Source organism: Vibrio sp. D3 (genome assembly GCF_043995865.1).
GTDB classification, from domain to species: Bacteria; Pseudomonadota; Gammaproteobacteria; order Enterobacterales; family Vibrionaceae; genus Vibrio; species Vibrio diabolicus.
Map to the genome: position 1 here is coordinate 2518533 of NZ_CP171887.1, position 17328 is coordinate 2535860.

Sequence of the window (17328 nt, forward strand, 5' to 3'; positions counted from 1 at the left end):
AAAGCAAACACGCTTTTTAGATTCAATATTGCGCGGTATTCTCGCTTATTATTGCCTCAGGGGCAACTGATCGCTTTAGGGGCGACTTCCCTTATGGGATGCGTTAACGTTAGTGAAAGAAGAGATAACTCATGATGATCGCATCTTCTTTTCCCGTGCCAGTTTTCGCAGGGTAATAGTTATGACGTCGATCAACTTCATTGAATCCAGCTTGTTCATAAATATAAATAGCAGGCTTATTACTCTCTCGCACCTCAAGCCAAGCACTCTCCGCTTTTGATTGCTCACAATGTTCTAAGAACGCATCCAACAGTTTTTGACCATAGCCTTTACCCTGAAGATGCGGCGCGATAGCAATATTCAGCAACGTAACTTCACCGACAATATTCTGCGCATAGAAGTAGCCAATCACCATCTCGCCATCGAGCATCACATGATGACATGCTCCACGGCTGGATAAATCACGTACCAAAGACTCTGCCCACGGATGCGAGTGTGCTTGCTGCTCAATTTGCCAAACTTGATCTAAGTGCTCAGCGCACATTGGTAAGATTTTAGTTGTCATTATTTACCTAGGGGTTCATGTGCAATACCAATTGCAGTAAAACGGGGATTAATGCTTATTTGCTCGAATTGTTGTAAGAACAAATCTGTTGCCAAAGTGCACGTTTTTGTTGGGTATTCCCATCCACATCTTGCAACAATGGCGATGTCAGCGGTTTAGTGTCAGGCAATACTTCGACTTCACACCCTGCAAACCAAACCCACTCAAGCTCGTGCTGGCCAAGTAATGGAAATCGCTCTGGCTCAATATGTAACGCTTGGTCAAGCGTTAACTTCATACTCTTTAGGATGTTTTCAAACAAAACTGCCGTCTCATTCTCTGGACATACCGGAGAGATCAACAGGAGTTTGCAAGAACTTTGCAAATCGATTTTTGGCGATTGGTAACCTGCCAATCTATCTGGGTGTACCAGCTCCCATGTGCTGATGCCCATTTCGTGTAAATACTGTTTCTCGTTAATTGACATTTTCCGTCACCTATTTGAACGAGGGCAATCCTAACAAATAATCGTGATTATACCTAAAGGACTTCAAGGAACACCTCAATACATTGGAATGATTGAACTGTTCTGCCTATGACAATGGCCACACCGTAGGTATAACATATGAGGTACATTATGAAATTCTTACCTACACTGCTGCTTTGCGCACTGGTAGCCACCACCAGCATAAGTGTTTTTGCCAATAGCAGCGATGCGTGGGAGCTGATTGCAACGAAAACCGTCAAATTCCAAACAGAAACGGATACCGTGACACCAAATAGCCTATTCCGAAATCGCAGCTTCAGTAAAATTAAACTGAAATGTGTGCAGGGCACGGTAGACATTAACGACTTAAAAGTCGTGATGACGGACGGTAGTGAGAAAAAGCTAACCTCTATGGGTGTGCTAACAAGTGGATTATCGACTCGTGCATGGAGCCTTCCTGGCTCAAAAGAAGCGAAGCTAAAACAGATTGAAATGACTTACAGCAGTTGGGGCAGCAGAAAACTCAATGTTTTAGGGCTAAGTAAGAAAGCAAAAATAGAGGTTTGGGGTAAGAAGAAAAGTGACCAGTCGTCTTAACCTCCCTATCTCAGTTTTCAATGAACTAAGAAAGAAGCCCACTGAGTTAGTGGGCTTCTTTCATTTACAGTTCAGAGAACTCTGGCGCGTAATCTATGCGTCCGGAGTGTCCGGCACATTGACCTTCGACCAACTCTGCGATACGAAATGCACCTTTAGGAACATCCCAAGCGCATTCGAATCCCATCTCGTCGCATGATTGAAAGCCCTGGCGCGCGTAATAATCAGGATCGCCCAACACCACACACACTGGATAGCCAAAATCACGAAGTGAATCAAAACCTTCTTTGATCAACTCTGCAGCGATGCCTTGGCGACGGTAATCTTCATGAACAGCCAATGGCGCCAGCCCTTGCCACGACAAATCTTCACCATTTAAGGTCACTGGGCTAAATAAAGCATGGCCTATCACCTCTCCCTCATCTGTACACGCGACTAAGGAAAGTGTGAATTTACTGTTTTCGCGCAAACGCATCACAAGCTTAGCTTCAGCTTCCGTCGGGAAGGCGTGTTTCAATAAGCGGTCAATGGTAAGAATGTCCGCAGGGGCTTCAGTTCGAATAAGCATTCGCTACTCCGGTTGGTTGTGCAGGCGCTTGAACTCCTTTCTGAACAAAATCAGCCAATTGATTCAAAGCGACTTGCATTGCTTTCGGTAACAGCTCTAAGTCGACACTGTCCATTAAGTTTTTCACTTCTAAGCCAAGCTCAGTATCGCCTTCAATTGAAAGGCGACGTTGGAAGAACAGTGTGTCAGGGTCTTCTTTACGACCAGCAATCAGTACTAGGTCGTTTAGATTACCACTAAAACTCACATCTTCCTGAACTGGTTTTTCAGCTACCACTAATTTTTCGTCTTGATAGCTGATGTACCATGCTAAGTTCAAGTCTTTAATCGCAACTTTTAACCACTTGTCTTCAAGGAACTCAAAGTCACCATCTTCCAAGGCTTCTTTAAACACCATTTTTAGCCCCTCCAGCAATGCTTTTTGCTGAATTGGCTGTGGTAATAACTGGACTGGAGAACGCAAAATGTTAGCTGCGTTCTTTACTAGTTGACTGCGAATCTTGTTTAACACGTTCATTATCCGTTACTTTGTCATTAGGTTGCCTATATTAAGCAATCGTGGCAATGAGATTACTGTTATGTATCAATAAAGTGCTTATTTTAGATTGGTGAATTATTGTTCACTAACGCTTCTTTTTTTGAAGTTACGTGTATTATTGATGCGAACAGGTGGATAAACACTTTTACAACCGTATTTTCAAAGTTATAGTTATCTGAGCGTATCCATGTGATTGTCGACTGTAAAGTTAAAACCGCGAGCCCTTTAATGGCAAGCGATACTGTGACTTGATAGTAGACCGCCGCAGGCTTATCAGGGTGTCGCTTTTTATACACGGACGAATAATCTGGCTCATTGGAGATCGGTAATACCCTAATGCCTTCCCAGCAATTAAAACATTGGTTTGCCACGCTAACCTCAAATAGCCCTTTCTTCTTTGCCATTCTTGATAAAAAACACAATTATCGAATGGTAAGTGACCGTTACTGCGATATCGCAGGTTTAAGTCATGAGGAAATCATCGGCTTAAACGATTGCCAGGTACTGGGCGAGCAGTTTTATAAAAAGCTGGCCCCTTACTATCAGCGTGCATTCAAAGGAACGCATGTCGAAGCCGAAATCACCCTCGATGAAACCGACCTTGAAACCAGCCTGCACTTTAGTCTGTCACCGGTTTTTGAAGGTAACGAAATTCGCTTTGTCGTTTTTCACGCCGTGGATACTTCAGAAAAGCAGATCCTCGTACGCTCCTTAGAGGAGTCCGAAAGTAAGTTTGCGAAATTAACACAACTACTGCCTGACGGTCTGCTGCTTATCGAAGATGACATTATCATTTCTGCCAACCCTGCATCAGCACGCCTTCTGGGACTGAACTCTCCCCATGAGTTGTTAGGCGAAGAGCTCAGCCGTTTATTCATCGATGAAAACAGCAAGAAAGTGTTTAGTCATCGTTTGAGTGCATTAATTTCTGACAAGCCGTTTGTTTGCTTAACCAGCGCGAGATGTGGCTTTGAACGAAAAGTTCAGTTACACGCAGATTCTACGGCGATATTAGGCAGCGAGTCTCAAATCATCTTGATCCAAGACGCTGACGATACACCTAAGAATTTGTCTTCTGCATCGAATGAAGACATACATATTGATTCGCTCACCAAACTCTACAACCGCTTTGGTTTTACCAAACGTTTGGAACAGCTGATCAAAAAGCAAACGCCGCTTCTGGTGTTCTATTTGGATATCGATAACTTCAAAAACATTAATGATTCACTTGGTCACCACATTGGCGATAAAGTGATTCAAGAGGTATCGGCCCGCCTTAAACGATTACTCCCAAACCAAGCGATTATTGGCCATTTGGGCGGCGATGAGTTTGGCGTCATATTGCCAGAACCAGAAAATACCCGCATGGCTGAAATTTTGTCAGATCGCATTATCTCGTTGATCAACCAACCTTTCGACTTGCACCACTTCAGCAAACGCCTTGCGTGCTCAATTGGTAGCGTTCGTTACCCTGAAGACGGGCAAGATGCGCGAATCCTGCTACAAAATGCCGATACTGCGATGTATGAAGCCAAAGATCGTGGCCGAAATCGCCTGATCAAATTTAACGACCAGATGAACAAAGAAGCGCGCATGCGTTTGTGGCTTGAAATCGAACTGCAAAAAGCATTGCAGCAGAACGGTTTGGAAGTGTGGTATCAACCAAAGGTTAACGCGCGTGACTTCAGCATTAACGGTGCCGAAGCGCTCGTTCGTTGGAAACACCCTGTCGAAGGTTACATTAGCCCAGGTTCATTCATTCCTGTCGCCGAGCGTGCAGGGTTAATCGAACACCTTGGACGCGTCGTGATGCGTGATGTTTTCAATACGGTAAAACGTTGGAAACAACAAGGCATACTGCCAGGTCGTGTCGCTATCAACCTCTCTCCCGAGCAATTTGGTAATCCACAGTTGATCGACTTTATGGAAAAGTTACTTCGCACTACCGAGCTTGACCCAAGCTGCATTACCTTCGAGCTAACCGAAAGTGCCGTGATGAGTGATAGCGAACATACACTGCAAATGCTGAATGCGATTAAGAAGCTGGGCTTCGCCCTCTCTATCGATGACTTTGGTACTGGTTACTCTTCCCTTTCCTACTTAGCGCGCTTCCCTATCGACGAGCTGAAAATCGACCGCGCGTTTATTAACGATATCGACACGCTACCCAAACAGGTCACTGTGATTGAAAACATCATTAATCTGGGTAAGTCACTCGACTTGACGGTCGTTGCCGAGGGGGTGGAAACCCACCAGCAAGCTACTTTGCTCTCTAACCTTCAATGTAATGCGATTCAAGGATTCCATTTTTATCGCCCACAGCCAAAACATGAAATTGAAGAGCTGTTTGTACAGAATCGTCGTCACAAGAACTAACCCCGACTCGATACCCTTACTCTCAAGGGGTAAATATCGACTTTATTGAGCTAAACCTAACTTAGGTCAATTTCGCTATTCATAATTCTTCATAAAATGCGGACACCTTTTTATTCTCAATGATTGTGAGCATATGGAACTCTTGTGTCCCGCGGGTAACCTGCCTGCGTTAAAAACTGCGATTGATTGCGGTGCCGATGCCGTCTACATTGGCTTCAAAGATGATACCAACGCCCGTCACTTTGCTGGCCTCAACTTTAACGGCAAAAAGTTAGAAAAAGCGGTGCAATACGTTCACGACCGCGACAAAAAAATTCATGTCGCGTTGAATACCTTCGCTCATCCCAATGGCTTCGAGCGCTGGACGAACGCGGTAGACAATGCAGCGGCACTGGGTGTGGACGCGTTGATTGTTGCAGACATTGCCGTGCTGGAGTATGCAGCTCGCAAATATCCCGATCTGGAGCTACACCTTTCAGTGCAAGCATCAGCGACCAACGTCGCAGCCATTGATTTTTATAAACAGAACTTCAACGTAAAACGTGTGGTACTGCCTCGCGTCTTATCGATTCATCAGGTCAAACAGCTTTCGCGCAACATCACTAGCGATGTCGAATTAGAAGTCTTTGCTTTTGGTAGCCTTTGTATTATGTCCGAAGGCCGTTGTTATTTGTCATCATACATGACGGGTGAGTCACCAAACACTGTGGGTGCCTGTTCTCCTGCCAAATACGTTCGTTGGCAAGAAACTGAACAAGGTCTTGAGTCTCGTCTAAACAATATCCTAATTGACCGCTACTGCGCAGGAGAAAACGCAGGCTACCCTACGCTCTGTAAAGGTCGTTTTGAAACAGAAATTGATGGTGAGAAAAAACGCTATCATGCTCTGGAAGAGCCAACCAGTTTGAACACCCTTTCGATGCTGCCAGAACTATTTGCCGCTAATGTCGCGTCTGTAAAAATTGAAGGGCGCCAACGCAGCCCAGCTTACGTAGAGCAAGTCACTCGAACATGGCGAGCCGCGATTGATCGCTACCAAGCCAACCCAGAAGCTTACCAAGTTGAAGCCGCATGGGATGCGACGCTCGCAAATGTGTCAGAAGGAACGCAAACCACCCTAGGTGCTTACCACCGTAAATGGCAGTAGAGGTTAAGATGGATAACTCAATGAAATACGCACTTGGCCCACTACTCTATTTTTGGCCAAAACAAGATGTAGAAGCCTTCTACCAACAAGCAAAACAAAGCTCTGCAGACATTATTTACCTGGGTGAATCGGTTTGCTCTAAACGCAGAGAAATGAAACCAGCCCACTGGTTGGAAATCGCCAAAGACTTATCTGCCTCTGGCAAGCAAGTCGTTATCTCTACGATGGCGCTACTGGAAGCACCGAGTGAAGTAAACATCATGAAGAAGTACATCAATAACGGTGACTTCGCCATTGAGGCTAATGACGTATCGGCGGTTCAATTAGCATCAGAGCATAAAGTGCCTTTCGTCGTTGGTCCTGCAATCAATACTTATAACGCACACACGCTCAACTTATTTTTGAAGCAAGGTATGATGCGTTGGTGCATGCCTGTCGAGCTCTCTCGCGAATGGTTAAACGATACTTTAGTTCAGTGTGACGAGCTTGGTATTCGTAACAAGTTTGAAGTTGAGGTATTTAGCCACGGTTATTTGCCTTTAGCATATTCCGCTCGCTGTTTCACTGCCCGAGCTGAAAACCGAGCGAAAGACGATTGCGAAACCTGCTGTATCAAATACCCTACGGGTATCCAGGTCAGCAGCCAAGAAGGGCAAGAAGTCTTTAACCTTAACGGTATTCAAACACAATCAGGGTATTGTTATAACCTGATCAATGACTTACCAAGCATGCAAGGGCTAGTTGATGTGGTCCGCTTAAGCCCTCTCGGTGTGAGTACACTTTCTGAGTTAGAGCATTTTCGCTCAAACGAGCATGGCGACAACCCTGAAAAACTCGAAAGCCGCCAATGCAATGGCTATTGGCATCAGCTAGCTGGCTTAGAAGTAAAAAACATTTAGCTCTCCAAAAAAGAAAAGCGAGGCCCAACCTCGCTTTTCTCTATCAGCCATTGTTAACAGGCTTGCACTGTTGGCTCAGCCGAAGTTTCGTTTAGCAGCTTTTTCACGTCCCGCCACAACATACTGACCACGACTAAACTCAGCGCAATATTGGACAATGGGAAAGCCAGCCAAATACCTGTCACGCCAAACAGTTTCGGCATAACGAATAAAAACGGCAGTTGAACCAACATGTTGCCTAATGTCACAAACATGGCTTTGCTGCCTTTGTTTACCGATTGGTAGTACGCAGCCGCCACGACTAAAAAGCCATCTAGGAACAACGCAAACATGTGTAAACGAATCCCGATCACCGTGCTATCAATCAACTGTTGATCAGCATTGTTAAACACCGAGACCAACTCGTACGGGAAAAGGTTCATCAAACCAACAAACGCTACACCACCAAGCACAGATGTCCCCATTGCGACTTGCAGTAATTTTCTGACGCTCGCCTGGTTGCGCGCCCCGTGATTGAAACTCACTAGAGGTTGCATACCGTTCGCGATTCCCTCTGCAATTAGATAGTAAACCGTCACGATGTACCCCAAAATGGCGTACGCTCCGATCAACATTGCACTTCCGTACTGAGCAAATAATGCGTTGTGCATTGCCACCATCACAGAGCCGTACGCGTACATAAAGAAGCTAGATGTACCGATCATTATAATCTTTGGTGCAACATCAACTTGAACCTTAAAGTCACTGATTCGAAGGCGTAAGGTCGCTTTTGAAGTAAAGAAGTAACCAATACCAAGCACGGTTACCACCAATTGTGCCAGCGCTGTAGCAATGGCCGCTCCGGTTAACTCCCACCCCAACCAAGCAATAAATACGTAGTCTAATACAATATTAATGACGGCACCGATGACCATCAGCATCGTTGCTAAGTTCGGGCTGTCGTCATTGCGTAAAAGAAATGGAACCGCGATAGAGCCTAGCGTAAATACGCACGCGACAATCAGAATATGCAGATATTGTAGCGCGAGTTCAAACACTCGCCCTTCCGCCCCCTGCCAACGAATAAATTCATCGGAAAAATAGAACAATATGGTAGCAACGACCGGCATCAATATCGCTAACAACCCCAATCCGGTCGTTAAAATACGCTTCGCGCCCTCATGATCGTTTTCTCCTTGCTTAATCGACGTTAGCGCACCAGTCCCCACCCCAATCATCATCCCTATACCGAGGATAGAACCGATGATCGGCCACGCAACATTGATCCCTGCTAATCCGTCAGCACCAACATAACGGCCAATAAAAATGCCATCAACTATTTGATATAAACCGTTCACGAGCATTGCTGCGACGGTTGGAATCGTATATTTCCAAAACTGTCTATAAATTGAGTTTTGCATGACTGCCACCAGTAGTTAGCAAAGCTAACCATTTAATTAGCAAGGCTAACTAAATGGTTGAATTAAATAAAAGAAAAATGAAACACCAAAGGCTAATGCGTACAGCGGAGGCCTTTGGTTTAATTTAAAATGACTTATTGCTCAATGCTTTATTCAGTAAAGCTTGTAACTGCTCAGCTTCTTGCTGATTTAATTGTTGCATCATTTGTTCAGAGATATCTTTGTAAACCACCTGCTCCAAAGACATTTTTTCTGCGACTTCTTCTGTCAGCAATACACGCTTAGCACGGGCATCCTCATTACATGCGATGCGTTTCACCAAACCCTTTTTTTCCAAACGAACAACCATTGTCGATGCGGAAGGCTTAGTCACTTGCAACTCTTCTGCAAGATCGGTTATTCGTACACCCTCAGGGTAAACCTGAATCACACGTAAATAATCGAACTCATTAAAGCTTAGATGTGATAACGGATCTTCTTTGGCATAAACACGCCAAGCTTTGGCGCAAAAACGCTCTAAATCAATCAAGCTTTCTTCTAGTGCCATAAAAGCCACCGCCACTTAGTTAGCAAGGCTAACTATTTTAAATGAGTCACTAATCAAGTTCAATCATAAAAAAAGCCGCTCTCATCGAGCGGCTCTAAATCATTCAATTTCCTGCTTCTTAGCAGCCTTTAGCTTGGCCAATCTATCTTGCTGTAATTGATCGTAGATTTGCGCCAATTCCAAGAAAGAATAGCGATGCTCAACATAATCGTAAACGTTGAACGAAATCGCGAGCTTATAAAGTGAGATGGCACTTGCGATATCACCTTCAAGCTGATTACGCTTTCCAAGGTAGAAATACGTTTCCGTCAATCGTTCAGCTAGGCGATAGTTCTCTCTCGTTCCATCCATAATTGCTTTAAGAGCGTCTTCGTCCGAGACGTCTCGCAACATGATAGCAACAAGAACCCATCCCCACTCTTCACTACGATCTCGTAAATAACGCTGTTGAAGATTGGCTTTTGCTTGCTCTGGATTTTGCTCAGCTTCGATGATGTACAGCCATAATGAACGAAAAGGATCCGTTGGAATTTCTTGATAGTGCTTGGTCATATCTTCTAAAGCGAGATCGATTCGGCCACCATAATACAGTGCAATCGCACGGTTGCGCTCAGCATAAGTATTATCCGGAGCCAACTCTATGGTCGAGTCAAACGCTTCATAAGCCGCGTCAAACTCACCCACTTGGGTGAAATACACCCCCAAAAGATTGAAGATATCCGGTTGAGCAGGATTCAACTGCAAAGACTGGTTAAAGTCCAAACGGGCAAGATCACGCAAACCAACGCTATCGTAGTAGCTACCGCGCTCATAATGCATTTTAGCGCGTACTTCATCACTGAGATCAGGACGTTGTAGCAACTGCGATAAACGCGCGATTTGTACTTCTTGTTGAACGCTAGGCTGAAGTGGCACCGCCATCGGTGGATATAGCCACTTTTGTGCTGATTGCTGAGAAGTATTTGCACAACCGGTCAGCGCGATAGCAACACATAAACTTGCGGTTTGAAACCATTTCACTAATTGATACTCCTGTTTGGACCGCTCAAAATTTATTTCTCTTAATGCAATATAGGCGATAACCTCGTTTGAGGTTAATGCGTCGAAATAAACCAAAAAAAGGGGAGCGAAAATGCTCCCCTTTTATAACATGCTTTCAGGCCCTTAATCTAATAAAAGGCTGAAAGTCTCATTTTGTCTTACTCGTCTTTCGCAGCTGGTGCTTCAGCAGCAGCTTCTTCAGCTGGCTTTTCTACCGCTTCTTTCATGCTTAGACGTACACGGCCTTGGCGGTCGATTTCAAGAACTTTAACTTGAACTTCTTGGCCTTCAGCTAGGTAGTCAGACACTTTCTCAACACGTTTTTCTGCGATTTGAGAAATGTGTACCAGACCATCTTTGCCTGGAAGAACCGTTACGAATGCACCGAAGTCAGCTAGACGTGCAACTTTACCCGTGTAGATACGGCCAACTTCAACTTCAGCAGTGATCTCTTCGATACGGCGGATAGCTTCTTTCGCAGCAGTGCCTTCAGTTGCAGCAATCTTGATAGTACCGTCGTCTTCGATTTCGATAGTTGTACCAGTCTCTTCCGTTAGAGCACGGATAACTGCACCACCTTTACCGATAACGTCTTTGATCTTCTCTGCGCTGATCTTCATTGTGTGAATACGAGGAGCAAATTCAGAGATGTCTTCACGAGCACCAGAGATAGCTTCATCCATTACAGATAGGATGTGCTTACGTGCACCTTGAGCTTGGTTAAGCGCAATTTGCATGATCTCTTTAGTGATACCTTCGATCTTGATGTCCATTTGAAGTGCTGTGATACCAGTGTTAGTACCCGCTACTTTAAAGTCCATGTCACCTAGGTGGTCTTCGTCACCAAGGATGTCAGAAAGAACAACGAAGTCGTCGCCTTCTTTAACAAGACCCATTGCGATACCCGCAACAGAAGACTTGATTGGCACACCTGCATCCATAAGAGCAAGAGAAGTACCACATACAGAAGCCATTGAAGATGAACCGTTAGATTCAGTGATTTCCGACACAACACGTACTGTGTATGGGAACTCATCAACAGAAGGCATTACTGCAGCAATACCACGCTTCGCCAGTTTACCGTGGCCGATTTCACGACGCTTAGGAGAACCTACAAAACCAGTTTCACCTACACAGTATGGAGGGAAGTTGTAGTGCAGTAGGAAGTGATCTTTACGCTCACCAGTTAGCTCATCGATGATTTGAGCATCACGCTGAGTACCTAGCGTTGCAGTAACGATCGCCTGAGTTTCACCACGAGTGAATAGCGCGCTACCGTGAGTACGAGGAAGAACACCAGTACGTACATCTAGTGCACGAACCATGTCTTTTTCACGGCCATCGATACGAGGGTTACCCGCGATGATGCTACGACGTACAACTGTTTTCTCTAGATCATGGAAGATAGTGTGGATTTCTTTTGTATCCGCTTCAGGATCTTCAGCAAGAAGAACTTCATTTACTTCCGCAGCGATCTCATTGATACGGTCGTAACGAGCCATCTTCTCAGTGATTTTGTAAGCCTCAACAAGCTTCGCTTCTGCTAGCTCTGCAATCTTATCTTTAAGTGCTGTGTTTTCTTCAGGAGCAACCCAATCCCAAGCAGGAGTTGCTACTTCTGCTTTGAATTCGTTGATAGCTTTGATAGCAACTTGTTGTTGATCATGACCGTAAACAACCGCTGCTAGCATTTCTTCTTCAGTTAGGTTGTCCGCTTCTGATTCAACCATCAGTACGGCTGATTCTGTACCAGCAACAACAAGATCAAGCTTAGAAGTTTCTAGTTCAGTTTGGCTAGGGTTAAGTACAAGCTGACCATCGATATGACCAACACGCGCCGCACCGATAGGGCCGTTGAATGGAATGCCAGAGATAGCAAGAGCAGCAGAAGTACCGATCATTGTAACGATATCTGGCTGAACATCTGGGTTTACAGACATTACTGTCGCGATAACCTGAACTTCGTTTTTAAATGCGTCTGGGAATAGCGGACGGATTGGACGGTCGATTAGACGAGCGGTTAGCGTTTCGCCTTCAGAAGGACGACCTTCACGCTTGAAGAAGCCGCCTGGGATTTTACCCGCAGCGTAAGTACGCTCTTGGTAGTTAACCGTTAGTGGGAAGAAGTCTTGACCTGCAACGGCTTCTTTTTTACCTACAACAGATACGAATACAGACGTATCATCCATTGTGACCATAACTGCTGCTGTAGCTTGACGTGCAATAACGCCAGTTTCTAAAGTAACTGTGTGGTTACCGTACTGGAACGTTTTAACAACTGGTTTTTCGAACATTGTTATTCCTTGTTTCTAATCTTCCTTTAGTGCTTAAAGAAATCTTAGATGTGTTAATTGACACTCAAGGCATTACGAATCGCGACTAGTAAAAAGAAACTCGGAAATTCCTTTTGAATAGTCGCGACCTTTTGGTCGACGTGGTTGACTGTAATGCTATGAGCTTTTGAGAAAACCTCTTACAAGGTTTAGCCGCCAGTATTATAACGGCATAAGTCTAATTTGGCTAAATTTAGGCAACAAAAAAGGGGCATAAAGCCCCTTTTTAGACAAACTGCTATGCAGTCGCTAATTAGCGACGTAGGCCTAGACGTTTGATTAGGTCTTGGTAGCGAGCTAGGTTTTTACCTTTTAGGTAATCTAGAAGCTTACGACGACGAGAAACCATGCGTAGAAGACCACGACGGCTGTGGTGATCGCCTTTGTGCGCTTTGAAGTGACCTTGTAGGTGGTTGATAGAAGCTGTAAGTAGAGCTACTTGAACTTCTGGTGAACCAGTGTCGCCTTCGCCTTGTGCGTATTCTGCAACGATTGCTGCTTTAGTTTCTGCATTCAGAGACATAATTCTCTCCTAATAAGAGTAGGTTTAAAGTTGTAGCAGCCAATCTCTGATTCAGCCGCTACGCGAAGCGCGGATTATAGGGAAATTTCCTATCTCGTGCAATATAAAAATACCGACACTCAGGTCGGTATTTTCAATCATTTACTTGGATGCGACGTCATCTCGGAACACAACCAATCGCTTAGGAGCGATTTTGCCATCTTCGTTCATTTCGCCAACGCCAATAAACAAACGCTCTTCACCCATGGTAAGGCGAAGTGAGCCTTCGGTAGGCGCACCAAATACTTGAACAGGTTGCCCATGCTGAACCATATCCGCCAGTTCAGGCACTAAGTTGACTTCTGGTAAGTCTTCTACCGCTGTATCCATTGGTAACAGCAATGGGTCCAGTAGTTCTCGAGGCGCGCGTTCTTCACGGTGTGCTTGCTCTAGTAACTCATTCAGTTGCTCAAGTGTCACCATCTTCTCGTAAGGGTATTTCGCAACACCAGTGCGTCGAAGCATAGTTACGTGCGCACCACAACCTAACATTTCGCCTAGGTCATCCACGATGGTACGAATGTAGGTGCCTTTTGAGCAATGAACTTCCATCTCGACTTCATCGCCTTCAAAACGGTGAAGAACAATCTCGTATACCGTGATCTTACGAGATTCACGCGGAACTTCGATGCCTTTGCGAGCGTATTCATACAAGGGTTTCCCTTGATATTTCAACGCTGAAAACATGGAAGGTACTTGATCAGATTCGCCACGGAACTTCTCAATGCACGCTTCTAGCTTGTCTAACGTAACATCGATTGGACGTGTCTCTACGACTTCACCATCCGAGTCAGACGTGTTGGTACGTTCACCAAGCTTTGCGATCACACGGTAGCGTTTATCAGAATCTAGAAGAAACTGAGAAAACTTCGTCGCTTCACCCAAGCAAATTGGCAGCATGCCTGTCGCTAATGGGTCCAAGGCACCAGTGTGGCCTGCTTTCTCAGCAAAGTAGATTCGCTTTACTTTTTGCAGTGCATCATTGGAAGAGATGCCTGTTGGTTTGTCCAACAGTATAACGCCATTAATTGGACGACCTTTACGACGACGAGCCATTATTCTTCGTCCTCACGACCAGAGTCTTTTTGCTTTTTCTTGTCTGAGCTTACCACTTCAGACACTAGGTTAGACATACGCATACCTTCAACAAGCGTATTGTCATAATGGAAGCGGATTTCTGGTGTTAGACGCAGGCGAATGCGCTTACCTAACATCATGCGAATGTGCACTTCGTGCTCACGTAGTGCAGCTAGACATGATTCTGGTGTTTGCTCACCCACACATAGGAAGGTTACAAATACTTTTGCGTAAGCAAGGTCACGAGAAACTTCTACGTCTGAGATCGTTACCATGCCAAGGCGTGAGTCACGAACTTCACGTTGAAGGATCATCGCTAGTTCTTTTTGCAGCTGCTGTGCAACGCGCTGCGTGCGGCTAAATTCTTTTGACATATCTTTACTCTTATATAGAAAGAATGGGGGGTTGGTCAAAGCCAGCCCCCCATGGTGTATTCAACAACCAATTACTACTTATCTTTCAAAGACAATATTAGTAATTTTAGTCAATTAGTCTAGAGTACGTTTAATTTCAACGATTTCGAAGACTTCGATTTGGTCACCAACGCGAACATCATTGTAGTTCTTAACGCCGATACCACATTCGTAGCCATTCTTAACTTCTTGAACGTCATCTTTGAAACGACGTAGTGACTCTAGTTCACCTTCGTAAATAACAACATTATCACGCAGTACACGGATTGGGTTGTTACGCTTGATCACACCTTCTGTAACCATACAACCAGCGATAGCGCCCAGTTTCGGTGACTTAAACACGTCACGAACTTCAGCAAGACCAATGATCTCTTGCTTGAATTCTGGAGCAAGCATACCGCCCATTGCTTGTTTCACTTCGTCAATCAATTGGTAAATGATTGAGTAGTAACGTAAGTCAACAGCTGCGGCTTCTACAGCACGGCGAGCAGAAGCATCTGCACGAACGTTAAAGCCAAGGATGATTGCGTTTGAAGCTTCCGCTAGTACTACATCAGTTTCCGTAATACCACCAACACCAGAACCAACGATGTTCACTTTAACTTCGTCAGTAGATAGCTTAACTAGTGAGTCTGCGATTGCTTCTACAGAACCTTGAACGTCTGCTTTAAGTACAACGTTAAGTTCAGCAACTTCACCAGCAGTCATGTTAGAGAACATGTTCTCTAGTTTAGATTTCTGCTGACGAGCAAGCTTCACTTCACGGAACTTACCAGCACGGTAGTTAGCTACTTCACGCGCTTTACGCTCGTCACGAACTACTGTTGCTTCATCACCTGAAGATGGTACACCTGAAAGACCTAGGATCTCTACAGGGATAGATGGGCCAGCCGAAGTAATTTCTTTACCTAGCTCATCACGCATTGCACGAACACGGCCGTACTCTTGACCACAAAGAACGATATCGCCCTTGTTTAGCGTACCTGATTGAACAAGTACTGTTGCAACTGGACCACGACCTTTATCTAGACGAGATTCAACAACAACACCAGACGCCATGCCTTCTTTCACTGCTGTAAGTTCTAGAACTTCAGATTGAAGAAGGATTGCTTCTAGAAGAGCGTCAACGTTTGTACCCTGTTTCGCAGAGATGTGAACAAAGATGTTCTCACCGCCCCACTCCTCAGGAATAACATCGTATTGAGCAAGCTCATTCTTAACGTTATCTGGGTTCGCGCCTTCTTTATCGATCTTGTTCACAGCAACAATTAGAGGAACGCCTGCCGCTTTCGCGTGCTGAATCGCTTCTACTGTTTGTGGCATTACGCCATCGTCTGCTGCAACTACAAGAACAACGATATCTGTCGCTTGAGCACCACGAGCACGCATTGCAGTAAACGCTGCGTGTCCAGGAGTATCAAGGAACGTGATCATGCCGTTGTCTGTTTCAACGTGGTACGCACCAATGTGCTGAGTAATACCACCCGCTTCGCCAGAAGCAACGTGTGTGCGACGGATGTAGTCAAGTGTTGACGTTTTACCGTGGTCAACGTGACCCATGATAGTAACAACTGGAGCACGTGGAACTGCTTCCGCGTTAGTGTCACGGTCAGATAGTACCGCTTCTTCCAGTTCGTTCTCTTTACGAAGAACTACTTTATGGCCCATTTCTTCAGCAACAAGTTGTGCTGTTTCTTGGTCGATCACTTGGTTGATAGTCGCCATAGCGCCCATCTTCATCATTACTTTGATAACTTCTGTCGCTTTAACCGACATCTTGTTAGCAAGTTCTGATAGAACGATCGTTTCGCCAATTACAACGTCTTGCTTAGCAACCGTTGCTGACTTATCAAAGCCATGCTGCATTGAAGTCGGTTTAGCAAGTTTGCCTTTACGACCTCTACCGCCACGTTGGTTGTTACGGCCACCGCGAGCTTGGTCGTCTTTACCTGAAGCTTTTTTCTTCTTACGACGACCGCTCTCTACTTTGCGATCTGCTTCATCTTCGGCTTCACGTGCGTATTGTGAAGTCGTTACATGGTAATCTGTATCTTCCATATCACCCTTTTTCTCTTCTGCAGCAGACCAACGCTCTTTATTCTTTTCAGCCAATTCGCGAGCTTCTTCAAGCTTGCGCTGACTTTCCTCTTCAGCCTTACGCTTAGCTTCTTCTTCCTGACGACGTTTAAGCTCGTCGGCCTCTTTTCGCGCTGCTTCTTGCTTAATTTTCTCTTCAGCATCACGCTTTGCTTTTTCTTCAGCATTGCGTTGTGCATTCGTATCTACGTCTCGCTTCGCTTTTTCTTCCGCTTCACGTTTCGCTTTTTCTTCCGCTTCACGTTTTGCAGCTTCTTCAGCTTCACGTTTTGCAGCTTCTTCAGCTTCACGTTTTGCAGCTTCTTCTGCTGCACGTTTTGCTGCTTCTTCTGCTTCACGTTGTGCTGCTTCTTCAGCTTCACGTTTCGCTTCATCTTCAATTGTGCTGCGCTTCACGTATGTACGTTTTTTGCGCACCTCAACCTGAACATTCTTACTCTTACCACCACCCGCGTTCACACTAAGTGTACTACGAGTTTTACGCTGAAGCGTAAGGCGAGTCGGCTCTGAATCACCTGATTTATCACCGTGTTCTTTCTTTAGATGAGAGAGAAGCTTCTGCTTCTCTTCATCAGTAACATTGTCAGAGCTCGCCTTTTTAATGCCAGCGTCAGCAAGTTGTTCAATCAAGCGGTCGACTGGCGTACCAATCTCATCACTCAGTGCTTTAACTGTTAATTGTGTCATGCCGCTTCCTCCTTG

16 protein-coding genes are annotated in these 17328 nt (G+C 45.1%); 4 read left to right on the forward strand and 12 right to left on the reverse strand.

Going from position 1 to position 17328, the window contains the following annotated elements; all coding sequences use genetic code 11:
• Nucleotides 1-109: 109 nt before the first annotated feature.
• Both rimI and ACHFJ9_RS19615 read right to left on the reverse strand, forming a co-directional pair.
• The gene (rimI, locus tag ACHFJ9_RS19610) at nucleotides 110-565 is read right to left on the reverse strand and encodes a ribosomal protein S18-alanine N-acetyltransferase (RefSeq protein WP_005394641.1); all 456 of its coding nucleotides are present in this window, start codon (nucleotides 563-565) and stop codon (nucleotides 110-112) included.
• Nucleotides 566-620: 55 nt separating this feature from the next.
• Nucleotides 621-1031, reverse strand: coding sequence for a DNA polymerase III subunit psi (locus tag ACHFJ9_RS19615; protein ID WP_317395958.1), 411 nt, complete (start codon nucleotides 1029-1031; stop codon nucleotides 621-623).
• 150 nt (nucleotides 1032-1181) lie between these two features.
• Here ACHFJ9_RS19615 and ACHFJ9_RS19620 point away from each other — a divergent pair, with 150 nt between their 5' ends.
• The gene (locus tag ACHFJ9_RS19620; protein ID WP_395356027.1) at nucleotides 1182-1628 is read left to right on the forward strand and encodes a hypothetical protein; all 447 of its coding nucleotides are present in this window, start codon (nucleotides 1182-1184) and stop codon (nucleotides 1626-1628) included.
• A 64-nt stretch (nucleotides 1629-1692) separates the two neighbouring features.
• On the opposite strand, the gene ACHFJ9_RS19625 is transcribed toward ACHFJ9_RS19620, so the two are convergent.
• A complete protein-coding gene (locus ACHFJ9_RS19625) occupies nucleotides 1693-2196 on the reverse strand; it encodes a GNAT family N-acetyltransferase (RefSeq protein WP_047008946.1) in 504 nt (167 codons plus the stop codon).
• On the reverse strand, nucleotides 2180-2707 hold the full coding sequence (locus ACHFJ9_RS19630; RefSeq protein ID WP_395357475.1) for an SCP2 domain-containing protein: 528 nt from the start codon (nucleotides 2705-2707) through the stop codon (nucleotides 2180-2182). The genes ACHFJ9_RS19625 and ACHFJ9_RS19630 overlap by 17 nt, the downstream gene beginning before the upstream one ends.
• Before the next feature lie 363 nt (nucleotides 2708-3070).
• Here ACHFJ9_RS19630 and ACHFJ9_RS19635 point away from each other — a divergent pair, with 363 nt between their 5' ends.
• The 3 genes from ACHFJ9_RS19635 to ACHFJ9_RS19645 all read left to right on the forward strand — a co-directional run bounded on the left by ACHFJ9_RS19635 (nucleotide 3071) and on the right by ACHFJ9_RS19645 (nucleotide 7156).
• Nucleotides 3071-5110 carry a bifunctional diguanylate cyclase/phosphodiesterase gene (locus ACHFJ9_RS19635; RefSeq protein WP_005394646.1) on the forward strand — a complete coding sequence of 680 codons (2040 nt, stop codon included), beginning with the start codon at nucleotides 3071-3073 and terminating at the stop codon, nucleotides 5108-5110.
• 133 nt (nucleotides 5111-5243) lie between these two features.
• Nucleotides 5244-6257, forward strand: a complete 1014-nt coding sequence (locus tag ACHFJ9_RS19640) for a peptidase U32 family protein (protein ID WP_124008478.1) — start codon at nucleotides 5244-5246, stop codon at nucleotides 6255-6257.
• Nucleotides 6258-6277: 20 nt separating this feature from the next.
• The gene (locus ACHFJ9_RS19645) at nucleotides 6278-7156 is read left to right on the forward strand and encodes a U32 family peptidase (protein WP_085342718.1); all 879 of its coding nucleotides are present in this window, start codon (nucleotides 6278-6280) and stop codon (nucleotides 7154-7156) included.
• 53 nt (nucleotides 7157-7209) lie between these two features.
• Here the strand turns inward: ACHFJ9_RS19645 and ACHFJ9_RS19650 are convergent, their stop codons facing one another.
• The 8 genes from ACHFJ9_RS19650 to infB form a co-directional block, all read right to left on the reverse strand.
• On the reverse strand, nucleotides 7210-8556 hold the full coding sequence (locus ACHFJ9_RS19650) for an MATE family efflux transporter (RefSeq protein WP_395356030.1): 1347 nt from the start codon (nucleotides 8554-8556) through the stop codon (nucleotides 7210-7212).
• 124 nt (nucleotides 8557-8680) lie between these two features.
• Nucleotides 8681-9103 carry a MarR family winged helix-turn-helix transcriptional regulator gene (locus ACHFJ9_RS19655; RefSeq protein ID WP_005394653.1) on the reverse strand — a complete coding sequence of 141 codons (423 nt, stop codon included), beginning with the start codon at nucleotides 9101-9103 and terminating at the stop codon, nucleotides 8681-8683.
• A gap of 99 nt (nucleotides 9104-9202) precedes the next feature.
• Nucleotides 9203-10123, reverse strand: coding sequence for a lipoprotein NlpI (nlpI, locus tag ACHFJ9_RS19660; RefSeq protein ID WP_395356033.1), 921 nt, complete (start codon nucleotides 10121-10123; stop codon nucleotides 9203-9205).
• 179 nt (nucleotides 10124-10302) lie between these two features.
• Nucleotides 10303-12438, reverse strand: coding sequence for a polyribonucleotide nucleotidyltransferase (gene pnp / locus ACHFJ9_RS19665; RefSeq protein WP_005394655.1), 2136 nt, complete (start codon nucleotides 12436-12438; stop codon nucleotides 10303-10305).
• A gap of 292 nt (nucleotides 12439-12730) precedes the next feature.
• Nucleotides 12731-13000 (reverse strand): 30S ribosomal protein S15, encoded by a 270-nt coding sequence (gene rpsO, locus ACHFJ9_RS19670; protein WP_005380094.1) that lies wholly within the window; start codon nucleotides 12998-13000, stop codon nucleotides 12731-12733.
• A gap of 141 nt (nucleotides 13001-13141) precedes the next feature.
• Entirely contained in the window at nucleotides 13142-14095 is a 954-nt protein-coding gene (gene truB, locus ACHFJ9_RS19675) for a tRNA pseudouridine(55) synthase TruB (protein ID WP_005394656.1), read from the reverse strand.
• Complete coding sequence (gene rbfA / locus ACHFJ9_RS19680; protein WP_005394657.1) at nucleotides 14095-14490, reverse strand: 30S ribosome-binding factor RbfA; 396 nt, start codon at nucleotides 14488-14490, stop codon at nucleotides 14095-14097. Before rbfA ends, truB begins: the two co-directional genes overlap by 1 nt.
• Before the next feature lie 114 nt (nucleotides 14491-14604).
• Entirely contained in the window at nucleotides 14605-17313 is a 2709-nt protein-coding gene (gene infB / locus ACHFJ9_RS19685) for a translation initiation factor IF-2 (protein ID WP_046875050.1), read from the reverse strand.
• Between the last annotated feature and the right edge of the window lie 15 nt (nucleotides 17314-17328).